The organism is Loktanella sp. F6476L, assembly GCF_023015725.1.
In the GTDB taxonomy this organism is placed as follows: Bacteria; Pseudomonadota; Alphaproteobacteria; order Rhodobacterales; family Rhodobacteraceae; genus Yoonia.
The window spans coordinates 40,372-62,430 of record NZ_JALKAR010000004.1; the positions used below are offsets into that span (position 1 = coordinate 40,372).

Annotated in this window: 22 protein-coding genes; 8 read left to right on the forward strand and 14 right to left on the reverse strand. The window is 56.8% G+C overall.

Features of this window, described 5'->3' with window-relative positions:
• Nucleotides 1–2 precede the first annotated feature (2 nt).
• Nucleotides 3–1,826: an ABC transporter ATP-binding protein/permease gene (locus MWU61_RS09735; RefSeq protein ID WP_247128172.1), complete on the reverse strand. Its 1,824-nt coding sequence runs from the start codon at nt 1,824–1,826 to the stop codon at nt 3–5.
• Nucleotides 1,827–1,883: 57 nt separating this feature from the next.
• Entirely contained in the window at nt 1,884–3,140 is a 1,257-nt protein-coding gene (locus MWU61_RS09740; protein WP_247128173.1) for a LysM peptidoglycan-binding domain-containing protein, read from the reverse strand.
• A 111-nt stretch (nt 3,141–3,251) separates the two neighbouring features.
• On the opposite strand from MWU61_RS09740, the gene MWU61_RS09745 reads away from it, so the two are divergent.
• Entirely contained in the window at nt 3,252–3,812 is a 561-nt protein-coding gene (locus MWU61_RS09745) for a TIGR00730 family Rossman fold protein (RefSeq protein ID WP_247128174.1), read from the forward strand.
• 42 nt (nt 3,813–3,854) lie between these two features.
• Here the strand turns inward: MWU61_RS09745 and MWU61_RS09750 are convergent, their stop codons facing one another.
• From MWU61_RS09750 to MWU61_RS09775, 6 genes are all read right to left on the reverse strand, one after another.
• Complete coding sequence (locus tag MWU61_RS09750; RefSeq protein WP_247128175.1) at nt 3,855–4,034, reverse strand: hypothetical protein; 180 nt, start codon at nt 4,032–4,034, stop codon at nt 3,855–3,857.
• Nucleotides 4,035–4,148: 114 nt separating this feature from the next.
• The gene (locus MWU61_RS09755) at nt 4,149–4,748 is read right to left on the reverse strand and encodes a superoxide dismutase (protein ID WP_247128176.1); all 600 of its coding nucleotides are present in this window, start codon (nt 4,746–4,748) and stop codon (nt 4,149–4,151) included.
• Nucleotides 4,749–4,838: 90 nt separating this feature from the next.
• Complete coding sequence (locus tag MWU61_RS09760; protein WP_247128177.1) at nt 4,839–5,405, reverse strand: sarcosine oxidase subunit gamma family protein; 567 nt, start codon at nt 5,403–5,405, stop codon at nt 4,839–4,841.
• Nucleotides 5,398–8,403, reverse strand: a complete 3,006-nt coding sequence (locus MWU61_RS09765) for a sarcosine oxidase subunit alpha family protein (RefSeq protein ID WP_247128178.1) — start codon at nt 8,401–8,403, stop codon at nt 5,398–5,400. Before MWU61_RS09765 ends, MWU61_RS09760 begins: the two co-directional genes overlap by 8 nt.
• The gene (locus tag MWU61_RS09770; RefSeq protein WP_247128179.1) at nt 8,400–8,729 is read right to left on the reverse strand and encodes a sarcosine oxidase subunit delta; all 330 of its coding nucleotides are present in this window, start codon (nt 8,727–8,729) and stop codon (nt 8,400–8,402) included. The genes MWU61_RS09765 and MWU61_RS09770 overlap by 4 nt, the downstream gene beginning before the upstream one ends.
• Before the next feature lie 487 nt (nt 8,730–9,216).
• Nucleotides 9,217–10,461 (reverse strand): sarcosine oxidase subunit beta family protein, encoded by a 1,245-nt coding sequence (locus MWU61_RS09775; RefSeq protein WP_247128180.1) that lies wholly within the window; start codon nt 10,459–10,461, stop codon nt 9,217–9,219.
• A 205-nt stretch (nt 10,462–10,666) separates the two neighbouring features.
• Here MWU61_RS09775 and ccmI point away from each other — a divergent pair, with 205 nt between their 5' ends.
• Genes ccmI through MWU61_RS09790 form a run of 3 tightly spaced genes read left to right on the forward strand, consistent with a single transcriptional unit; the run spans nt 10,667 to nt 12,563 of the window.
• On the forward strand, nt 10,667–11,860 hold the full coding sequence (ccmI, locus tag MWU61_RS09780) for a c-type cytochrome biogenesis protein CcmI (protein WP_247128181.1): 1,194 nt from the start codon (nt 10,667–10,669) through the stop codon (nt 11,858–11,860).
• Nucleotides 11,857–12,333, forward strand: coding sequence for a Holliday junction resolvase RuvX (ruvX, locus tag MWU61_RS09785; RefSeq protein ID WP_247128182.1), 477 nt, complete (start codon nt 11,857–11,859; stop codon nt 12,331–12,333). The genes ccmI and ruvX overlap by 4 nt, the downstream gene beginning before the upstream one ends.
• Nucleotides 12,330–12,563, forward strand: coding sequence for a DUF1289 domain-containing protein (locus tag MWU61_RS09790; RefSeq protein WP_247128183.1), 234 nt, complete (start codon nt 12,330–12,332; stop codon nt 12,561–12,563). The genes ruvX and MWU61_RS09790 overlap by 4 nt, the downstream gene beginning before the upstream one ends.
• Here MWU61_RS09790 and MWU61_RS09795 read toward each other — a convergent pair.
• From MWU61_RS09795 to MWU61_RS09805, 3 genes are all read right to left on the reverse strand, one after another.
• Nucleotides 12,560–13,636 carry an ABC transporter ATP-binding protein gene (locus MWU61_RS09795; RefSeq protein WP_247128184.1) on the reverse strand — a complete coding sequence of 359 codons (1,077 nt, stop codon included), beginning with the start codon at nt 13,634–13,636 and terminating at the stop codon, nt 12,560–12,562. The genes MWU61_RS09790 and MWU61_RS09795 overlap by 4 nt on opposite strands.
• Before the next feature lie 67 nt (nt 13,637–13,703).
• Nucleotides 13,704–14,822, reverse strand: coding sequence for a hypothetical protein (locus MWU61_RS09800; RefSeq protein WP_247128185.1), 1,119 nt, complete (start codon nt 14,820–14,822; stop codon nt 13,704–13,706).
• A gap of 1 nt (nt 14,823) precedes the next feature.
• Nucleotides 14,824–15,603, reverse strand: a complete 780-nt coding sequence (locus tag MWU61_RS09805; protein WP_247128186.1) for an SDR family oxidoreductase — start codon at nt 15,601–15,603, stop codon at nt 14,824–14,826.
• Nucleotides 15,604–15,754: 151 nt separating this feature from the next.
• On the opposite strand from MWU61_RS09805, the gene MWU61_RS09810 reads away from it, so the two are divergent.
• The gene (locus MWU61_RS09810) at nt 15,755–16,759 is read left to right on the forward strand and encodes a Hint domain-containing protein (protein ID WP_247128187.1); all 1,005 of its coding nucleotides are present in this window, start codon (nt 15,755–15,757) and stop codon (nt 16,757–16,759) included.
• Nucleotides 16,760–16,762: 3 nt separating this feature from the next.
• On the opposite strand, the gene MWU61_RS09815 is transcribed toward MWU61_RS09810, so the two are convergent.
• The 3 genes from MWU61_RS09815 to MWU61_RS09825 form a co-directional block, all read right to left on the reverse strand.
• The gene (locus tag MWU61_RS09815) at nt 16,763–17,299 is read right to left on the reverse strand and encodes a hypothetical protein (RefSeq protein WP_247128188.1); all 537 of its coding nucleotides are present in this window, start codon (nt 17,297–17,299) and stop codon (nt 16,763–16,765) included.
• 54 nt (nt 17,300–17,353) lie between these two features.
• The gene (locus MWU61_RS09820) at nt 17,354–18,172 is read right to left on the reverse strand and encodes a hypothetical protein (RefSeq protein ID WP_247128189.1); all 819 of its coding nucleotides are present in this window, start codon (nt 18,170–18,172) and stop codon (nt 17,354–17,356) included.
• 292 nt (nt 18,173–18,464) lie between these two features.
• Nucleotides 18,465–18,986: a hypothetical protein gene (locus tag MWU61_RS09825; RefSeq protein ID WP_247128190.1), complete on the reverse strand. Its 522-nt coding sequence runs from the start codon at nt 18,984–18,986 to the stop codon at nt 18,465–18,467.
• Nucleotides 18,987–19,287: 301 nt separating this feature from the next.
• Between MWU61_RS09825 and MWU61_RS09830 the strand changes: the two genes are divergently transcribed.
• Genes MWU61_RS09830 through MWU61_RS09840 form a run of 3 tightly spaced genes read left to right on the forward strand, consistent with a single transcriptional unit; the run spans nt 19,288 to nt 21,970 of the window.
• Nucleotides 19,288–20,883, forward strand: coding sequence for a peptide chain release factor 3 (locus tag MWU61_RS09830; RefSeq protein WP_247128191.1), 1,596 nt, complete (start codon nt 19,288–19,290; stop codon nt 20,881–20,883).
• Complete coding sequence (locus MWU61_RS09835; RefSeq protein ID WP_247128192.1) at nt 20,883–21,350, forward strand: hypothetical protein; 468 nt, start codon at nt 20,883–20,885, stop codon at nt 21,348–21,350. The genes MWU61_RS09830 and MWU61_RS09835 overlap by 1 nt, the downstream gene beginning before the upstream one ends.
• Complete coding sequence (locus MWU61_RS09840) at nt 21,347–21,970, forward strand: hypothetical protein (RefSeq protein WP_247128193.1); 624 nt, start codon at nt 21,347–21,349, stop codon at nt 21,968–21,970. The genes MWU61_RS09835 and MWU61_RS09840 overlap by 4 nt, the downstream gene beginning before the upstream one ends.
• Nucleotides 21,971–22,059: the final 89 nt, after the last annotated feature.

Below are 22,059 nucleotides of genomic sequence, written 5' to 3' on the forward strand. Positions count from 1 at the left end.
CTTTATGCAGGAACTTCTTCATCGGCCTGTCGGTTCCAAAGATGTGCATAACGGCCATCGGTCGCCAGCAATGCATCATGTGTGCCCCGTTCAACAATCACGCCGTTTTCCAGCACGACAATCTGATCCGCATCCGCAATCGTCGACAGGCGGTGGGCAATCGTCACAACCGTGCGCCCGTGCGACATGGCCTTCAGTTCAGCCTGAATTTCCATTTCGGTTTCCGTATCAAGCGCGGACGTGGCTTCATCCAACAAAAGGATCGGCGGGTTCTTAAGCAACGTTCGCGCAATCCCGACACGTTGCTTTTCACCGCCCGACAGCTTCAGTCCCCGTTCGCCGACAGTCGTCTCGTAACCATCGGGCAACGACATGATGAAATCGTGAATCTTCGCAGCCTTCGCAGCCGCAATGATTTCGTCCTCGGATGCGTCTGGCCGCCCGTATGCGATGTTGTAATGCACGGTGTCGTTGAACAGGACGGTATCCTGCGGGACCACGCCAATCTGCGCGTGCAGACTGGTCTGCGTCACATCGCGCACGTCTTGCCCGTCAATTTTGAAGGCGCCTGCGTTGACGTCGTAAAAACGGAACAGCAAACGGCCGATGGTGGACTTGCCTGATCCGGACGACCCGACAATCGCAATCGTCTGGCCCGGCTCGACGTCGAGGCTGACGCTTTTCAGGATCGGGCGTTCAGCGTCGTACCCGAATTCGACCGCATCAAGACTGATCGCCCCACCCGTCACAACCAATGGCTTGGCGTCGGGTTTGTCATTTACCTCGGCTGGCTGTTCGAGCAGGTCAAACATGTCGCCCATGTCGATCAAAGCTTGGCGAATTTCGCGATACACAGTGCCGAGGAAGTTCAGCGGCATCGTAATCTGGATCATGTAGGCGTTCACCAGCACGAAATCACCGACCGTCAGCGTCCCGTTTTCAACCCCGATCGCGGCCATCACCATCACGCCAACAAGGCCGCCGGTGATGATCAACGACTGACCAAAGTTCAAAAACGCGAGCGTGTAGTTCGTTTTCACTGCTGCTTCGGCGTATTTGCGCATCGCGCTGTCATAACGCGCCGCTTCCCACTGTTCCGCGCCAAAATATTTGACGGTTTCAAAGTTCAACAGGCTGTCGATGGCTTTTTGGTTCGCATCCGTGTCCTGGTCATTCATCACCTTGCGAATTTTGACGCGCCATTCGGTGACGGCAAAGGTGAACCAGACGTACAGACCAATCGTGACGACCACGACCACCAGATACCACACATCGAACGTCACAAACAAAACGCCCGCAATCATCAGCAGTTGCAACACCAGCGGCCCGACAGAGAACAGCAGGAAACGCAGCAGGAATTCGACGCCCTTCACACCGCGTTCGATAATCCGGCTCAACCCGCCGGTTTTGCGGGTGATGTGGTACCGCATGGAGAGACGGTGGATATGTGTAAATGTTTCCAGCGCCAATTGACGCAACGCCCGTTGACCGACACGTGTGAAAATCACGTCGCGCAACTGCTGAAAACCAACGCTCAAGAGCCGCGACAGACCGTAAGCCAACGTCAGCCCGACTGCGCCCAATCCCAAATAGGTGGCGACACCGGGGTCTTCAGGGGCCATGACATCCACGGCTTGGCTGAAAAACTGCGGGGTGAGAACGGCAATGATCTGCGAGGCGAACAATGCCACCATCGCAGCCACGACGCGGACCTTCACTTCGGTGTTTCCAGCTGGCCAAAGATACGGGACAACCCGTTTGATAACGTTCCAACCTTGAATCTTGGCGTTATTCAAGTTGGCATCTGTCTTCGTCAATTGGCGCATAAGCTGGTCTCCGAATAGCTACCAAGACTTAACAGGCAGGGCGGGAATGACCAGTGCTTACTCAGCGCTTTCGGGAATGCGGAACACTTGTCCGGGATAAATAAGATCAGGATCGCGGATCAGGTCGCGGTTGGCTTCAAACACCGACACATAAAGGATCCCGTCGCCCCATTGTTCTTCGGCAATCGCCCACAGCGTGGCCCCCGGCTGCACCGTTTTCACCGCAATATCGAAACCGTCGGCTGATGTTTCCTCGGCCAAGATTGCGGCGACCGCTGCCGGTTCTTCTTTCTTGAACGGTGTTTCAATCCGAGACTGCACAACACCGTCGGCGTCCACTTCGTCCACCCGCAATGTGTAGATGCCTGTGTCGACCTCAGGCAAATCCGTCCGCCAATCACCTTCAACCGAAATACGCGACACCGTGACGGGCTGGTTATCCAGATAGATGCGGACAAACCCACCTGCAGACGCACCGCGCCCAGCCAGCAAAACTTCGCCTTCGGGATCATATGTGATCGTGTCGAGGGCGATGTTTTCCGTCAGGTTTGGTTGATCCGGCGCCGCCCCCACATCGGATGGCAGAACCCGCACACCTTCTGCGTCGGCGATCAGTGTTGGCGGTGCTATGATCACACCTCGCGGTTCCTCCGCCCCCGCAGAAATCGCAGGGGCCACCCCAGCGTCCGGTGTCACACCTGCGACAACCGTAGATCCGATTGCGATTTGATCGTTTGTCGAAGACGCAATTTCAGGGGCCGTGTCCGATGTATCATTTTGATCCAACGTGGCGACTTGATCCGCAGCAACAACCGTATTCTCTTCGGACACACCAGCTGCAACCGCGATTTCAGCGGGCGGCACGATGATGCTTTCCGCCGACGGCGTCGCGGCACCGTCTGGATCAGCGACAAGCCGTAGACGGCGGGGTTGATCGGATGCGGCGATCAGCAGCACCGCACCAAATGCGCCGTCAGCGCCTGCTGTCACTGTCTCAACCACGTCGTTGCCAAGCATGATCACGACAACTTGGTTCGGCTCTGCCTGCCCCGCCACGACGGCGGTATCGTCTGGACTGCGGAAGAACGTGTCGATGGTTGGAGCCATCACGATGGCGGGGTCCAATGTGGCAGCCGTTTCCGGCGCGGCGTCAGTCGGCGCGGTCGCGTCCGGTTCGGCGACAATAGCTGCAGCCTGCGGTTCATTTCCGGATGGCCGCACGGGTGGCGCAAACCAGACGGCAGCCGCCCCGATAGCACCTGCGGCAACGACGCCGCCTGCGATTGCAAATGCGTTTGATGATCCAGCAGCCAAGTCTTTGTTCCTTTTCACCCCAAACGCCCCCCATGACGTCTGATTGGTTGAGAGAGCCTAGCAACAGAGTTATGACCGGTCAAAGGCCCTGAGATGACGAAAGCTTGAATTATGACATCGAACTCACATTCCGTCTGCGTTTACTGCGGCTCTCGCGACGGCGCGGACACCGCATATGCAACTGCGGCGGAAGACACGGGCGCAATGCTCGCGGCAAACGATTGGCGGCTGGTTTACGGTGCAGGTGACGTCGGGCTGATGGGGCGCGTGGCCAATGCAACGCAGGCATCCGGTGGACGGACGTTCGGGGTGATCCCGACGCATCTGCTGGATTGGGAAGTCGGCAAGCGCGATCTGGACACGTTCATCATCACTGAAACGATGCACGAACGCAAAAAGGTGATGTTCATGAACTGCGACGCGGTTGTGGTGCTACCGGGCGGTGCGGGATCGCTGGACGAATTTTTTGAAGCGCTGACATGGCGGCAGCTCGGGTTGCACGAAAAACCGATCTACTTGTTGAATATCAACGGGTTCTGGAACCCGCTCAAGGCGTTGTTGGACAATGTCGTGGGTCAGGGGTTTGCGGAAAGCAGTATCCTCGACTTCGTGTCCATCGTTGATGATGTGCCGCGGTTGGAAAACCAACTAAAGACTGCGTTCCTCGGCTAACACAAAAGGCTGGCGCGCAATGGTGCGGCCAGCCTTTCGATCCTATTTGTCTTTATCGACATCTTCGCTCGGATTGATCCGTTCCGGACCACGGCGCGTCGCAGAGACACCTGTCGCACCCGTGTGATCATTGTCTGCGTTGCCATGGGCACCCGCGACATTGCCTTTTTCTTCAGCATCAACATCGGCACGTGTGATTGGCGATTTCTGTGTATCGGACATATCAGGCTCCTTTATTCATTAGCGTTGCATGAACAACGGCCCTGCCCGCATTCCGTTCCACAAAAAAACCCGCCGCATCGCTGCGACGGGTTCTAATTGTCACTGTGGATCAGATCACATGCGGGATGCGACGTTTTCCCAGTTCACGAGGTTATCGAGGAAGTTTGTCAGGTACTTCGGACGCGCATTGCGGAAGTCGATGTAGTAGGAATGTTCCCACACATCACAGCCCAAAAGCGCCGTCTGGTTGAAGCAAAGCGGGTTCACACCGTTTTCTGTCTTTGTGATTTTCAGGCCGCCGTCTGCGTCCTTTACCAACCACGCCCAGCCAGAGCCGAACTGACCAGCACCAGCCGCAGAGAACTGGGATTTGAATTCGTCAACGGACCCGAAGCTGCCTTTGATCGCGGCTTCCAGTTCGGATGGCATCGCGGATTTACCCGGCCCCATCATTTCCCAGAACTGGTTGTGGTTCCAAAGCTGGGAGATGTTGTTGAAGATGCCGTTTTGCGCAACTGCGTTCGCGTCGTATGTGCCTTTGATGATCTCTTCGAGAGATTTGTCAGCCCATTCTGTGCCTTCAATCGCCTTGTTACCGTTGGTGACATAAGCGTTGTGGTGCAGGTCGTGGTGATACTCGAGCGTCTCTTTGGACATGCCAAGGTCAGCCAAAGCGTCGTGAGCGTAAGGAAGATCAGGAAGTTCGAAAGCCATATTGGAGCCTCATTAAGCTAGATTTTCGTTACCCCGTAACAAAGCGCAAAACGGCGCGGCGTCAACCCGTCGCACCGTAATCGGCCAAACTTAGCGTAGATAACCGACGGGTCCCGCCGCTGCGGATGCTGCAAGTAGGTCAAACGCATAATCCGCGACCGATCTGAAACAGATGACGTGGATCGTGGTTTCGTCAGCCTTCCAGAAAGCCGCAGCAACCTGCCCCAGCCGCGAACGACGGAAATCACCAATCGCGAAAGTGTCGGGGTGCATGTCCACCGGTGCGAGTTTTGCAATCACTTCGTCGGCGTAAGTGCCCGACACCACGATCCGCGCGCGTGCGTCGGATACGTTGGAGGCCAGAAAATGCTTTCCGGCCATGGCTGTGTTCAGCGTTTCCAGCCCTTGTTCAACATGCAGATACGGCACCAGCAACAACGCCTCATCCGGTGACATCCAGCCGAAACCGTTGGCACCCTTGACGGCCATCTGACCCATTGCAGGTGCGTCTGATCCTGTCACCGACTTGCAGGCCTTGATCAATGCCTTGTCCGCCAGATCACCACGGATGGAGATCATCCCCTGCAGGCCCGCATCCTTGACCGTCACGGCCCCATCGGCCCTACGGCCATTCAAAGCGCTGATTGCATTAGACATCCTGCTTTTCCCCCGCTTTGTCATAGAAGACCTGATCGACGATTTTAGCTGCGATCGGTTCACCCCCGATATTGGTGAACTTGATGGTCTCACCCATCCGGTCCGGCCCTTTGTACACCAAGCCCATCGCGATACCGCGTTTCAGCGTGGGCGAATAGTAGGTCGATGTGACACGCCCTTCGGTGTTTTGCTGGCCATTTTCATTGGTGCCTTCTGCAATCGCGTAGGCCCCATCCGGCAACACAGACTCGTCGAGCGTTTCCAATCCAACCAGTTTCCACCGGTTCGGATCAGCCATGTGCGACCGCTGCTGCGCGCGCTTCCCAAGGTAGTCGGTTTTCTTTTTCGACAACGCCCATTGCAGGTTCAGATCCTGCGGGATCACCGTCCCGTCGGTTTCATCCCCGATCATGATAAAGCCTTTTTCGGCCCGCATGATGTGCAACGCCTCTGTCCCGTAAGGCATGACATTGAATTCAGCACCGGCATCTAGCAACGCATCCCAGAACGCGCGACCCAGCCCCGCATCGACCGCAATCTCATAGGACAATTCCCCTGAGAAACTAATGCGATAGATGCGAACCTTAAAGTCACCCAGCGTGCCGTCTTTCCATTGCATAAACGGCAGTGCGTCTTTGGACACGTCCATGCCGCCGAGCTTTTCGAGGACCTTCCGCGCGTTTGGACCTACAACAGCGACTTGCGCCAATTGCTCGGTCACGTTGGACACATAGACCTGCCAGTCCCACCATTCGCACTGCAGCCAGTCTTCCATCCACGCGTGAATGCGTTCGGCCCCGCCCGTCGTAGTGTGGCACAGCCATGTCTGTTCATCGATCCGCGCGACCACGCCGTCATCCGACAGGAACCCGTTTTCAGTACACATCAGACCGTAGCGACATTTGCCCACAGGCAGCGACGACATCAGGTTCGTGTACATCATATCAAGGAATTTGCCGGCATCTGGACCACTGACAACCAGCTTTCCAAGCGTGGATGCGTCCAACAGGCCAAGGCTTTCGCGTGTTTGCGTGACTTCGCGGTTCACCGCGTCATGCACAGTTTCGCCGTCCCGCACATAGGCGTAGGGACGTTGCCATTGGCCGACCGGCTCAAAATCCGCGCCATTTTCGGCGTGCCAATCATACATCGGTGTTTTGCGGATTGGTTGGAACAGGTCGTCCCGCGCGACACCTGCGATAGATCCCATCGAAATCGGCGTATATGGCGGGCGGAACGTGGTCGTGCCGACATCGGGGATATCGCTATTCAGCGCTTTAGAAAGCACGGCGAGACCGTTGATATTGCTCAACTTCCCTTGATCCGTCGCCATGCCAAGCGTCGTGTAACGCTTTGCGTGTTCGACGCTTTCGAACCCTTCTTGTGCCGCCAACTGCACATCTGAGACCTTCACATCGTTCTGGAAATCCAACCACGCTTTTGACCGCAATGCATGGCTCGCGCCCTGTGGCATCAACCAAACAGGCAAGATCGGTTCTTGCGCTTCGTCGTAGCCTTCAGGTGCTTGGCCTGCGCGCCCCTCAGCGCCCGCCGCCATCGCAGCAGCGCGTCCTGCGGCAAAGCCATCAGCCAGCACCTCTGCCGTGAACAAATGTCCGTTTGCTACGCCTGCCGGTGTCACAAAACCTGAACCATTTCCATCGGTTGGCGGGCGATCTGCATCTGGACGGAACATCGCGTTGTCCACGTCCCATGTCAGTTTACCGCCGCAGTGTGACCACAGATGCACAACTGGCGACCAACCGCCGGACATCGCCACGCAATCGCAGTCGATCTCTTCCAGCACGGCGCCTTCCCCCGCCTGACCGCAAATCGCGACGCCGGTGACGCGCTTGCCGCCTTTGACCTTTGCAATGCCCTTGCCTGTCTCGACGCGGATGCCTGCGTCGCGTGCCGCACGGGCCAATGGGCCATCAGCGTCGGGTCGCGCGTCGATGATCGCGGGCACATCGAGACCTGCGCCTTTCAGCACGAGCGCTGTCCGATATGCGTCGTCGTTGTTCGTCACAATGACAGTGCGATCCCCGATGGAGACGCCAAAGTTCACGACGTAATCGCGCACTGCCCCCGCAAGAAGAACGCCCGGTAAGTCATTACCTGCAAACGACAAAGGCCGCTCAATCGCGCCGGTCGCCGTGACAACCTGCTTGGCCCGCACCCGCCACAAACGATGCCGCGGTGCATCGGTGCCGCCTTCGTTCAGATGCTCATATCCAAGAATATAGCCGTGATCGTAGACGCCCGCGCCCATACAATTCAGGCGCATCGTGACGTTTGGCATCGCGGACAATTCAGCCACGATCTGGTCAATCCAAGCCGTTGCAGCCATACCTTCGATCTGCGGTTCGTCCACTGCAGCGCGTCCGCCCCAAGCGGCGGTTTGTTCCATCACCAGCACCCGCGCGCCTTTGCGCGCGGCAGCTAAGGCACTGGAAAGGCCAGCAATTCCGCCACCGATAACCATGACGTCTGCATGGGCGTGGACGTGTTCGTAGGTGTCGCCATCCTTGCCAATGGGCGCTTTGCCCAGACCCGCTGATTTGCGGATGATCGGTTCATAAACGTGCTTCCAGAAGGGACGCGGGTAGATGAACATTTTGTAGTAGAAACCAGCTGGTAAGAAGCGCGACAGTTTGGTGTTGATCGCGCCCAGGTCGAATTCCAGAGACGGCCAATGGTTCTGCGATTGTGCCTTCAAACCTTCAAACAACAGCGTCGTTGTGGCGCGTTGGTTGGGTTCAAAATGCGCTCCGTCGCCCATATTCATCAACGCGTTCGGCTCTTCAGCGCCCGATGCCACGATACCGCGTGGACGGTGATACTTGAACGACCGACCTACCAGCATTTGGTCATTGGCCAGCAAGGCAGAGGCGAGCGTGTCTCCTTCGAATCCCTTTAAGTGCTTGCCGTTAAACGTAAAAGACAGCGCCTTGGATGTATCAACAAGGCGGCCAGCAATTGCCAGACGTGTGCTCATGATAAGTCTCCCCATGACCACCCGGGTCGTTTCGCTGTGATCGCGGCGCGGATGTCAGCCGGTGGTTCCGTGGTTTGGGCGGAATAGGTGCCGAACACTTCGAGCGTTGCTGTGCAGCGTGCGGCCAAAAACCATTTGCCGCAGCCGTAGACATGCCGCCAGCGTTCGAAATGCACGCCTTTGGGGTTCTGGCGCACGAACAGGTAGCCTTCGAAATCTTCGTCGGACGATTCTGGTCCGTAGCGTTTCAAATGCGCTTCGCCGCCGCCGTGCAGATCTGTTTCATCGGCATCAACGCTGCAATATGGGCAATGCAAAGTCAGCATGGCGAGACCTCAAGATGTGGGGTGTGATTTGCGTGCACAATGCGTGCACAAGGCGTGCACCGCGTGGTCGCGCGAAAAAGAGCGGATGCGTAATTGCATCCGCCCTTCAGAGGTAAGGTGACGTGAGTGGTCGTAGGGCGAACCCTAGTCTGGGGCTTGTGCGATCTGCGATTGGGGCGCGGAGGCACGGTCACCATGGGGTGGTCGGATCGTGTTTTCGACAAACGCGTAGCCAACCAATCCAACAATAGACAGAGCGATGATGAAAAGGCTGTTGGTACGGCCTTTGCTAGGTCGATTCTTGGGTGTGCTAAAATCAACCATGACGTGCGCTCCTCTATCTGAGAAACACTTTGCGCTGTATTCACTGTCGTAATCAACTGCGTATTCGCAAAACGCGTATTGCGGCACCTTTCAGCCGATCGATTATAAAAACGTGCGCGGCGCGCTGCCGAGATAGCCACATTTCGGTTGGATTGCATGCGCATCAGTGAGCCACCCCTGCTGCGACAGATTCATCAATGAATTTGCCTTCACGGAAACGGTACATGGAAAATTCGTCGGTCAGCGGCGATGCGCCCTTTGCCATCAATTCCGCCATGGCCCAGCCGGACCCCGGAATCGCCTTGAACCCACCAGTCCCCCAGCCGCAGTTCACAAAGATACCGTCAACAGGCGTCGCGGACAGGATCGGCGACCGATCCCCTGTCACGTCTACGATTCCGCCCCACTGCCGCAGCATTTTGAGCCTTGAGATCATCGGGAAGGTTTCGACAAGCGCCCGCACCGTTTCTTCGATGTGATGGAATGATCCGCGCTGGGTGTAGTTGTTGTAGCCGTCCGTGCCGCCACCAATCACCATTTCGCCTTTGTCGGATTGTGACAGGTAGCCGTGCACGGTGTTGGCCATGATCACGACGTCCATACAGGGTTTAATCGGCTCGGATACCAACGCCTGCAGCGCTACCGATTCGATGGGCAGACGGAACCCTGCCTTTTCAGCCAGAACCGATGCGTGGCCAGCCACCACCATGCCAAGTTTGTTGCAGCCAATGTCGCCTTGCGTCGTTTCGACGCCGGTGACTTTGCCGTTTTCACGTTTGACGCCTGTGACTTCGCATTGCTGGATGATGTCCATGCCCATGTCGGAACAGGCCCGTGCGTAGCCCCATGCCACCGCGTCGTGCCGCGCTGTGCCGCCGCGTGCCTGCCATAGCCCACCCAGAACCGGATAACGTGGACCGTCGATATTGATGATCGGGCAAAGTTCTTTGACGCGCTCCGGACCGATCCATTCGGTTGTGACGCCTTGCAGCGAATTGGCGTGGGCTGTGCGCTGGTAGCCGCGAATTTCGTGCTGAGTTTGCGCCAGCATGATCACGCCGCGCGGGCTGAACATGATGTTGTAGTTCAGGTCCTGAGACAGCCCTTCGTAAAGGCTGCGCGCCTTTTCGTAGATCGCGGCTGATGGGTCTTGCAGGTAATTGGACCGGATGATGGTCGTGTTTCGTCCTGTGTTGCCGCCGCCAAGCCAACCTTTTTCGATGATCGCCACATTGGTGATGCCGAAGTTCTTACCAAGGTAATAGGCCGTCGCCAGACCATGCCCGCCGGCGCCCACGATGATCACATCGTAATGCTTTTTCGGCGGACGCTTTGCCCACGCCCGATCCCAGCCAGTGTGTTGGCGCATCGCTTCGCGCGCGATAGCAAAAGCAGAATAGCGTTTCATCGGTGCAGCCTCATTCTGAACAGCGGTCTTTAAAGTGTTAGTGGGACTTTGGCCGAAACAAAAGGATACTCCACGCGGCAATTCGACGTCATTTTACGACATCGCTTTTGTTACTGTGTACATGCTGTTGGAACCGTGATGTCGCAGCCCCTTTTCGTGCCGCCTTTGGGACGTTAGGTAGGGTGAAATTGAAGGGCCGAATATCATGCTGTTTTGGATCATCTGCTTTGTGCTGACATGTGGGGTTGGTGTGATTGTCATCACGCCGCTGGTCCGCCCCCCCAAAGAGACCGTGGAAGACCCGCAGGTCGCGTTGTACAAGGCGCAACTGGAAGAAGTTGACCGCGACGTCGCCCGCGAAGTGATCGCACCTGAAGACGCAGAACGGGCCAAAACCGAAATTGCGCGGCGGTTGATTGCGGCGTCAGGCGAGGATCACACGACCTCGATCAGCCGGTTTGGCAAGCCCGCCGCTATTGGGACAGGTATCGTTCTGCTGGCGCTATCCGGTGGCATCTACTGGCAGTTAGGCGCACCGGGATATCCTGATCTGCCGTTGAAGACCCGCATTGCGAACGGCGATGAATTCCGCGCGAACCGACCAAGTCAGGCCGAAGCAGAGGCGAACGCCCCTGCCCTGGAGACCCCTGATTTCCCTGCTGAATACGTCGAATCGATTGATAAACTGCGCGAATTGGTGCCGCTGCGCCCTGATGAAGTTCAGGGCTGGGAACTGCTTGCCTATCACGAAAGCCAAATGCGGAATTATCCGGCGGCTGCGACAGCGCAAGGTCAGGTGATCGCGCTGAAGGGTGATGCTGCCACTGTTGATGAATTGACCGTCTTGGCCGATTTACTGGCGGCTGCCGCGGATGGATATGTTTCGCCGCAGACCGAAACGATTGCGCGGCGTATCCTGCAGCTTGATCCGAACAATATCGCGGGCCGCTATTATCTTGGTGCGATGTATGACCAAACGGACCGCCCGGATCGCGCGTTGCAGCTGTGGCGTAGCATTCTGGATCGTGGTGCAGCCGAGACCTTCCACCTTGCGCTTGCGCGTCGCTTTGTGGGCGATGCGGCGGTGCGCGCCGGTACGGACTACACCCCGCCGCCCGCGACCGAAGTGGCCCTTGAAGACGTGATTGGCAACGAAGACCTGTCCGAGGACGACCAATCCGAGATGATCGCGGGCATGGTCAGCCGCCTTGCGGACCGATTGGCGACACAGGGCGGTCCTGTCGACCAATGGGCCCGCCTGATCGTGGCTTACGGTGTGTTGGGGCAAATGGACGATGCGCGCGACATCCTCGCAGAAGCCCGCGATGTATTCGGGGCATCCGATGAAGCGATGGGGCTGTTGGATCAAGCCGCGACGCGCGCAGGAGTTGCCGAATGATTTGCGAAACCTCAGAAGATTTCTTGGCCGCTTTGCCCGATTTCGGCGCGGTTGCGGGGCTGGACCTTGGGACTGTCACGATCGGTGTCGCAGTGTCGGACGGCATGCGTCAGGTCGGCACCCCGCTTGAGACGATCCGGCGCAAGAAATTCGGGCTAGACGCTGCGAAATTACTCGAGATTTGCGCCAAGCGGGACATCAAAGGTCTTGTTCTTGGCCTGCCGATGAACATGGACGGATCGGAAGGTCCGCGCTGTCAGGCGACCCGCGCATTCGCCCGCAATCTTGAGAAATTGACTGACCTCCCAATCGCTTACTGGGACGAACGCCTATCGACTGTTGAAGCCGAACGCGTGTTGATCGCCGCAGATACATCACGCAAACGCCGCGCGGACGTTATTGATCATGTGGCCGCCGGATTCATCCTGCAGGGGTTGTTAGACCGCCTGTCCTACATGAAGAGATCAACATGAGCGACGAGATCTGGAAACGCGCCGAAATCGACAGCCCTTGCGTGAAGGTCTGTGTGATTCACCCCGAAACACGGCTGTGCACGGGATGTTTGCGGTCGATTGATGAGATTGGCGCATGGTCTGGCATGACACCTGAGGCGCGTAAGCTTGTGATGGATGCCCTGCCTGATCGTGCTGGTCTGATCACGAAGCGGCGTGGTGGACGTGCAGCAAGGCTTGCCCGCGATTAAGCGTGTGGGAAGACAAAACAGCGGTCGCGGCGGATCATGATCCACAACGGTGTGCCTGCTTTTGGTAGAAACACGGATGGCACGCGCGCCTTGAGCACCGACCCGTCGTAGTCCATCACGAATTCCACCAGACTATCGGCCCCCATAAATCGCGCACGGCGGACGATGCCGCGTGCTGGTGTGCCTTCGGACGGCGTTGGGTTGGGCCCGCGTCCGCCGCGATCAAAGTCGATTTTCAGGTGTTGCGGGCGAATGACGATGTCCACTTTGGTGCCGTCGACAAAGCCCGGTGCCAAGAATTGCCCGAACGGTGTATCCGTCAGCGCCCCTTGAACTTTGCTTGGGATCACGTTGATATCGCTGAAGAAAGCTGCAGCTTCGCGATCTGCGGGTGCGTTGTAGATATTGTAAGGTGCGCCGCGTTGCACGACAACGCCGCCCCGCATCAGGGCGATTTCATCGGCCATGCGCATCGCTTCACCCGGTTCGTGCGTGACCAGTAGAACGGCGGTGCCTTCTTCTTTCAGAACCTCAAGCGTTTCGTCGCGGATGTCATCGCGCAGGCGGTCATCGAGGCCGGAAAACGGTTCGTCCATCAACATGACACGCGGGCTTGGCGCGAGCGCGCGGGCGAGTGCGATACGTTGTTGTTCGCCGCCCGACAGTTCGTGCGGATAGGCATCGGCGTGGCGGGACATCCCGACTTTGGCGAGCAATTGGGTCACGCGATCAGCCACTTCTGCCTTGGGGGCGCGCAATCCAAAAGCGACGTTTTGCGTCACGCTAAGGTGTGGGAAAAGCGCGAAGTCTTGGAACATCAGCCCGATTGACCGCCCTTCTGGCGGGATCGACATGGTGCCATCGCAGACCAGCTGACCATCGACGTAGATGCTGCCGCTATCTTGGGTTTCGACGCCCGCGATCATCCGCAACGTCGTCGATTTACCGCAGCCGGACGGCCCCAGCAAACAGGTGACCTGCCCCGGCATCACGCTGAGCGACACATCGTTCACGACCGCACGTCCTGCAAACGCCTTGCGCAGGTTCCGGATTTCAAGACGCGGGGTGGTCATGTGGGGCTAATCCCTAGTGAAACGATTGGTCTTTGCGTCCCTAACAATAGGCGTTCGCGGGGGCAAGTCAGGTGAGCGCAAAAGGTAGGCTGGCGCGAATGCGACCGTTCACCTGTAAATGGATACGGTGGGCACCGGGATATAAGGAGAATGTCGTCGCGTTATCCTTAAATGTGTGCTTCTTCTTGAGCGTCGCAGGCGCATTTGCTTTGAGGTCTAACACCTTGAACTTGGATACTTTTGGCGCGGTCGTTCCGTTTGATTTCACGAAATCTATCACGTAGTCGACGATGATTGGCGCGTCTGTATTGCTCGACAGTGTTGTCGTAATGTCCAAGGCCTCACCACGTGCCACCGTGTCAGACGAAATTGCGAAATTGATCACGTCAACTTCTGCATCGGGTGCGTAACCCAGATGCGCCATTGCCCCGGGGTGCCCCGCCTTGATCAAGCCACGCAGGGCATGCTTGGCCATCCAGTTCAGTTCTGCCGTGTTTTGTGCGCCGGTATCGCGCCAGTCAGACAATTGATCCAGAACGACATCCGGTTCCTTTTTGGTGATATCATTCAGATGGTTAGCGACCGATCTTGTCACGTATCGTGTGGGGTCGTTGTGCAACTTATCGAGCAGCGGCAACGTCTGGTCCTGCGTTACCCCAATGCTTTGCCCCCAAGGCAGCTTTGGCCGCGTGCCTTCGCTCACAAGTCGGCGCACGTGGTAATTCGGATCAACGGCCCAGTCCTGCATGCGCTCTAACACCGCAGCTTCGTGGGTGTTGAGAAAGGCGCGGATCGAGAATTCCATCGAGAAGCGCTTTGTGATGTCTTCCAGCAGATCCAAAGAGGTTGGAAGATGATCATCAAGCCCATGATTTTCAACATAAACACCCAAGGGTGCGTAGATGAAATGGCCGAAGTCATCGTCGGTTTTGTCTGTGCTTAACGGCGGTGGCATTCCGGCTTGGATCGCGTCAGCCGCCGCCTGATAATCAGAGGGCAGATGATCGGCGAGCACCTCTGCGATCCATGCGATCCGCGCTTTTAATTCCAACGGCGCGAGGCCAGCCATGACCTGATCAACAAACGGCTGCGCTTTGAACACGCCCGCGTCGGCAAAACCGTTCGCCAGACGCGTGACCGTGTCCGTGTTGAACAAGTCGTCCTTTAGGCTGTACCCCGCTGCCATCTTACAGCGTCGCGTTCACGGCGCCGCCATCCAGCAGGATGTTCTGGCCGACCATAAAGCCCGCATGCTGCGAACACATGAACGCGCACGTCGCGCCGAATTCGGCGGATGTGCCGTAACGACGGACCGGAATTGTTGCTTCGCGTTGCGCCTGTGCCGTGGCGAGGTCGATGCCTTGCGCCTTCATCACGCCTTCATCAAGGCTGGCCGCGCGGTCTGTCGCGTGGATACCCGGCAGCAGGTTGTTGATCGTAACACCGTGTTCGGCGACCTGCCGTGATGTGCCAGCTACAAAGCCGGTCAGTCCTGCGCGGGCTGTGTTGGATAAGCCAAGCTGCGGAATCGGCGATTTGACGGAAACCGAGGTGATGTTGACGATCCGTCCCCACCCCTTTGCGATCATGCCCGGCAAGGCCGCCTGCATCAGTGCAATCGGCGTCAGCATGTTCGCGTCGGCCGCTGCGATGAAATCATCGCGGTTCCAATCGGACCACAGGCCCGGAGGTGGACCACCTGCGTTTGTGACCAGAATGTCGATGTCGCCTGCGGCTTCCAAAACGGCTGCGCGGCCTTCTTCGGTTGTGACGTCAGCGGCGACGGTCACAACGTCAACACCATGTTCCGACCGGATCGCGTCAGCCGTTGCTTCCAGTGCGTCAGCCCCACGCGCGTTCACCACAAGGTTCACCCCTGCGGCGGCGAGCGCTTCTGCGCAACCACGCCCCAAGCCCTTTGACGATGCGCATACCAATGCACGTTTCCCAGAAATTCCTAGTTCCATGTGAAGTCTCCCAATCTGCTTGATGAATGGCTAACACCGTCGCACCCGTCCAGCAATGCCGCGAATGTGTTCCGGTCGCGTTGACCTTATCCTGCTGCGCACGTAATCTATCGATTAAAGTTTGAGTAACCCATCTTCCCGAGCATCCTGAATGTCCCAATCGACTAACCCACTGACAAAACAAACGATTATCGTTTATCGGGCGGCTGATCTGTTGGTGACAGAGGGCGTTGCCGAAGGCGACACGCTTTCGTTTGCAGATGAATTGGTTATGGACGACACCTATCAGCTGCACAGGTCAGCGCGGCGCGGTCGTTTGACGATGGCCGTCAACGAAGATGGCCCCGGTTTTTTGCTGATGGAAGACAGCCAATTCGGGACCTCGGGCAACCAAGTCATTCTGGATTCCTGTATCACCGTTATGGCCCCCGACGGCACAACCTTTGAGGGGTTGATCTTCGTCGAAATCGAAGCGGATGGCGTCGAGGATATCTACTTCTTGCCGCTTGCCAACATTCAGACCGATACGGATTACCGTTTGGTTGGTATTGACCGCCAATCAGCCGTGACCCGTTTTGCCGAAGTCGCTTGTGTGTCCTTCACGCGGGGCACGCACATTACGATGGCGTCCGGCAGACAGACCCCGATTGAAGACCTGAAGGCCGGCGACAAGGTTTTAACCCGTGACGATGGCCCGCAAGAGATCCAGTGGATCAGCCAGACCACATTGCGTGCCATTGGCCGCTACGCCCCTGTCGTGATCAAGAAGGGCGTTTTGCACAACGAAAACGATCTGATTGTCAGCCCTGACCATCGGCTGTTTGTGTATCAACGTCAGGATCGTTTGGGCGCTGGTCGGTCAGAGGTGCTGGTGAAGGTCCGTCATTTGATCAACGGCGAAACCGTATACCAAAAAGACGATGGTTTTGTGGACTATTTCCAGCTGTTGTTCGAAAATCACCAGATCATTTACGCCGAAGGGATCGCGGCGGAATCCCTGCTGATTGATCCCAGAACACGGGCTGCTTTACCGGAAGGCGTGAACCCGTCTGGCGCTGGTCACGCGCATCGCCCGCATCTGGATTACGAAGTGCAGGAAGGTTTGCTGTCGCAACCGGATGCCGTTGAATTATTGCGCAAGGCGTCCTCGGATTAACGGTTAAGGCACCCGCCCCGCTTGAAAACTGCCCGACAATGGCGCGTTGCGACCCAGTTGCTGTGCAATGCCGGTGATGCGACCTGCGATGGCGCTTTGGTTGCCTTCTAAAACTTCACCGGTCATTTGCCCCGAAATAAGATAGCTATCGGTTCCGGAGCGTAGTGATCCTGACAACTGGCTGGACATCAGCAGGGCTGTGTCAGTGTCGTTTAGACTGCCCCCGCTCAGGAACAATTGCCCTGTGACCGCCGCCCCCGAAGCCGTTTCAAAACCTGATGCAAAGCCAGTGACCGGCTCTGCCCCCCTATCAAAATCGACGTCGAGCGACATGGTGCCGGTTAAGTTCACGGCAGTAGATAAGACGGGCACAAAGGCCAGCGTCGTTGGGCCCCGATAAGAGGCGGTCCCAGTGGGCGTCGGATCAGGTTCGGGTGCAATGACCTTCGGCAGTTCGTCGATCGGATCAACATCCGAATTGCCACCGCCGCCGCTGCAGGCTGTTAAGAGAAGGACGAGAGGAAGTGTCAGATACCGCATACCTCTTGGTCGGGTATTTTGGTTAACAAATCCTTACGTTGTGACGACGCACCATCAAACCGTCACCGTCGCATGTTCCAAGAACGCCTGCATTGTTCCCAGTTGACGGAAGTGAAGCCGAGTCGCTTCGGCCTCTTGTTCGTCCGAGATGCCAATATGCCCATTTTCAGTGCGTGCCTCAATCGGCCACCCAAGCACGCGGTGCATATCCAGCGCGATATAAGTCATGTCGCCATAGGGCCGTTTCGGATCAACGGTTGGTCCCGCGATGTCCCCCGCTTCGAACGCGCTGAACATATCGTCTTCGTCCGGCCATTCCCATTGAGCCGCCTTGGCAAGCGCGATGTCAGCGTCCGTGACGGTCATCGTCATATCAGGCGTGATCGCAAAAAGCGTGTCGGCATTGTCCAGTCCGCGTTTGGTGCGCGCAAGCCCATCTGCATCCATATTGGACAATGGATATGTCCCCGGTTGCAGCTCTGCCTTGTCCATGAAGATCGACAAGGCCGGTCGCAAAGCCACCATGAAGTGCGCGATCGCGATGTCGTCCGCGTCACCGATCAAGGTCCGGATCAGGTCAGGCGCTTTGCCCCCTGTAAAGCTTTGCGATGGCACGCATTGCGGCGCACCGGATTCCATGCCGTTCCAATCCAGTCGCATCCGGCGGATCATTACGATATGGTCGTCCGTCAATTGAGATGCGAGCGGGTATAAAAGGTCTGAGGACGGTGAAAACAGCGTGTCTTGTGCAGCATCGCATGGCGATGATTTTGGGCCTGCCATGGCCGCGCGGGTGACGGCATCGATTTGGTCGGAATCGCCGCTACGAACAGCTTTGAACGCCTGTAAAAAGAAACGGAGTTTTGTGAACATCTGATACCTCGTTAGATTACTGCCCATCAGCATTTCGGAATCGTACGGCAGTGGCAAGCGTGATCGCATCGCCACGCGTCGTTTCCACGCCTGTTGGGGCTGAAAATGCGATGGAAGGAATGCGACACATTGCGGGCGGGGTAAATACTGGCGCGACAGCAAGTGGATGTGGATTTTTTATTGGAGATGTCAGTTTCGCGGACGAAGCGCTAATTCGTTGCACTTCCGCCAATGTCTGGTTTCGACTCTGCCTTCCAAACCAAGACGCACGAGTGCGCGTCTAAGAAATGCTCTACAGCTTGCCTTTGATCAACGACAGATTGCACTGTGTCGCGTAACCCATTGCGCGCTTTATTCCGGGCAAAAGAGCCGCCCCATTCATCGCATAGCTTATCTCAATCAAACCAGCGTTTCCGTATGCCGTTTGGACTTTAGTGCGTGCTTCTGAGTCATCCACACGGTTCAAGACAACAGCGTCTGCAAGCCGCGCAACAGCCGCGATTTCACTTGGGAACTCAGCATAGTCTTTCGTTAGCAAAGCGCTAATGGTTTTTGCTGGAATGCCAGAAGCCTTTGCCAAGTTTACTTCTGCCTCAACACAAGTCCCGCAGTCAGCCGCAACCGCGCCGCGTATTCGGGCAACGTGAAACGCAAGGGCTGGGACATTTTTGTTGGGATCGAGAAAACCGAAAATTTTCCCATAACGAGACATCAATGCAAAGTCAGTTTGAGCAATCTGATGAGCATAATCGAGGTTTACGCCGATGCGTTTTTCAGCCCTGTTTACAAGATAGCCTGCAATAGATTTCAGCATACTGACCCTCCCCAAATCTCGTAAAAGGATTACTCAACCAAGTGGAAAAGGGAAGGCCTCGGAACACATAGCGGTCATGCGTTTGCGACATACATTGAACCATTTTCCATAGCGGGAAAGCTGGCATTAGTGCGACGTGCAGCATCGGTCCGTTTGGGCTCGAACCGGACATCCACGCTCCCATTACAATATGCTCCCGCCTTCTTAGTGACCGCTAAGTGTAATGGTCCCCCGTCAAGCGCCCCAATGCACCGCCGCTTTGCCAATTGCCCTTTCCGCGCCTGCCGCGTAAACGCTTCCCATGACAAATCGCCCGACCTTACCGCCTGAAATTGCCCGCCGCCGGACCTTTGCGATTATCTCGCATCCGGATGCTGGTAAAACGACGCTGACAGAGAAATTCCTGCTGTATGGTGGCGCGATCCAGATGGCGGGTCAGGTACGTGCGAAAGGCGAAGCACGCCGGACGCGGTCCGACTTTATGCAGATGGAAAAGGACCGCGGAATTTCCGTGTCCGCATCTGCGATGTCGTTTGATTTTGAAAAATACCGCTTCAATCTGGTGGATACGCCCGGTCACTCTGATTTCTCGGAAGATACCTACCGGACGCTGACGGCCGTTGATGCTGCCGTGATGGTGATTGATGGTGCGAAGGGCGTGGAAAGTCAGACCCAGAAGCTGTTCGAAGTGTGCCGTCTGCGCGATCTGCCGATCCTGACCTTCTGTAACAAGATGGACCGCGAAAGCCGCGATACATTTGAGATCATTGACGAAATTCAAGAGAACCTCGCCATCGATGTGACCCCTGCGTCATGGCCGATTGGTGTGGGTCGTGAATTTATCGGGTGTTATGACATCCTGCGCGACAAGCTCGAATTGATGGACCGCGCTGACCGGAACAAGGTTGCGGAAAGCGTGCAAGTGAACGGGTTGGATGACCCGAAGCTGGCCGAGCTCGTCCCTGCTGATTTGCTCGAAAAATTCCTCGAAGAGATCGAGATGGCGAAGGAATTACTGCCGCCGCTTGATCCGCAGGCGCTGCTTGACGGGACGATGACGCCGATCTGGTTCGGCTCTGCGATGAATTCCTTTGGTGTAAAAGAACTCATGGACGGGATCGCGAACTACGGTCCCGAACCGCAAGTGCAGACCGCGACCCCGCGCAACGTGTCGCCGGAGGAAAAGAAGGTTACTGGCTTTGTTTTCAAGGTACAGGCGAACATGGATCCGAAACACCGCGACCGCGTGGCGTTTGTTCGGCTTGCCTCTGGGCATTTCACCCGCGGGATGAAGTTGACGCATGTGCGGTCCAAGAAACAGATGGCGGTGACGAACCCTGTGATGTTCCTTGCGGCTGATCGTGAACTCGCCGAAGAGGCTTATGCGGGCGATATCCTAGGTATTCCGAACCACGGCCAATTGCGCATCGGTGATACGCTGACCGAAGGCGAAGCGATCCGCGTGTCAAATATCCCATCGTTTGCACCGGAATTGCTGCAGACCTGCCGTGCCGGTGATCCGATGAAGGCGAAACACCTTGAAAAAGCCCTGATGCAGTTTGCTGAAGAAGGTGCCGCGAAGGTGTTTAAGCCGACGTTCGGGTCCGGTTTTATCGTGGGTGTTGTTGGGGCGTTGCAGTTCGAAGTGCTCGCCAGCCGCATTGAGATGGAATACGGCCTGCCCGTGCGGTTCGAAGGGTCGCAGTTCACATCAGCTCGTTGGGTATTGGGTGACAAGGATGCCGTTGAGAAGTTCGCGGATGCCAACAAGCAGCATATTGCGACGGACAACGACGGCGACACCGTATTCCTGACGCGCCTGCAATGGGACATTGACCGCGTGGCAAGGGATTATCCGGACGTGGAATTGTCGGCGACGAAGGAAATGATGGTTTAATGCGCGATTGGCTTGCGAGACGACTAGGTCTTTTCGCAAGCAAGCGTGACGCCACTTCACCACCTATCAAGACGAAAAAACATGACAATACAACGCCGGTTGGCAAGGCGCGCGCAACGCGTGTCGCTGTCTACTTGGACCATAAAAAACATGCCGAAGACCCGTCAACGTACTTGATTGATATGCACCGCGACTATTGCGGGCATGGCCTGTTTTTTACAGATGGAAGATACGTGCTGGCAGAGTCGCGTTTAGATGGCTGGCCTACGCATGTGCTGAGATCATGGACAGATCGCGACGCGTTCATTGATTGGTTAGCCGCCAGAACTGATGCCGAGATGTCGGGCGAAATGGGCGGGCTTTTTGGCAGTCCGCCCAGCTTATACATCAACAACCAACGTCTCAGCCGTTCACGCATTGATGCGCTGTTAAAGCGTCACAATACAGCGCAAGGCGGCTCGGCATGACACACCTTCAAAACCGCGTCCTTCCCACTGGCGACATTACGGCGATCCCTGCCCGTGGCACGTTGACCGGCAATCGCGGGATTATTCACCGTGATGACAAGACGCTGGGCACGTCGCGGTGGTCGCATCACGCTTGGATTTGTTGCACGCTGGATTGGCAGGGTCGCCGCCGTCCGGTCATGACCGGCCGGAATTGGACCGAGTTGTTTTTCCTCGACGAAGCGGTGGCATTTGCCGCCGGGCACCGCCCATGTGGGTATTGTCGGCGGGCGGCTTATCAAGATTATGTCGCAGCATGGACGACGGCAACGGGGCATCGGCCAAGCGCCAAAGAGATGGACAAGGTGCTGCATGCTGCACGTGTCCGGCGAGATCGCAGCCAAGTTCGCTATGACGCCATACTTTCCGCGCTGCCGGACGGTGTAATGATCTGGCACGACGCGGGCCCTGCGTTGATCTGGGAACGGGGCCTGCATCCCTATGCACCCGACGGATACGGTCCAGCCATTGATACCGATTCTGAAACAACTGTTTCCGTTTTGACACCAAAACCCACCGTCACTGTGCTGCAAGCGGGTTATATCCCACAAATCCACCCCTCAATCCTAACAAATCACTGATTTCCTTGACCTAGACAGAGGTTGCGCATAGGAAACGCGTGTCCAACGCACTGACAATCCGGTCAGGCGGGCCGCGCTATCTTGCGGTC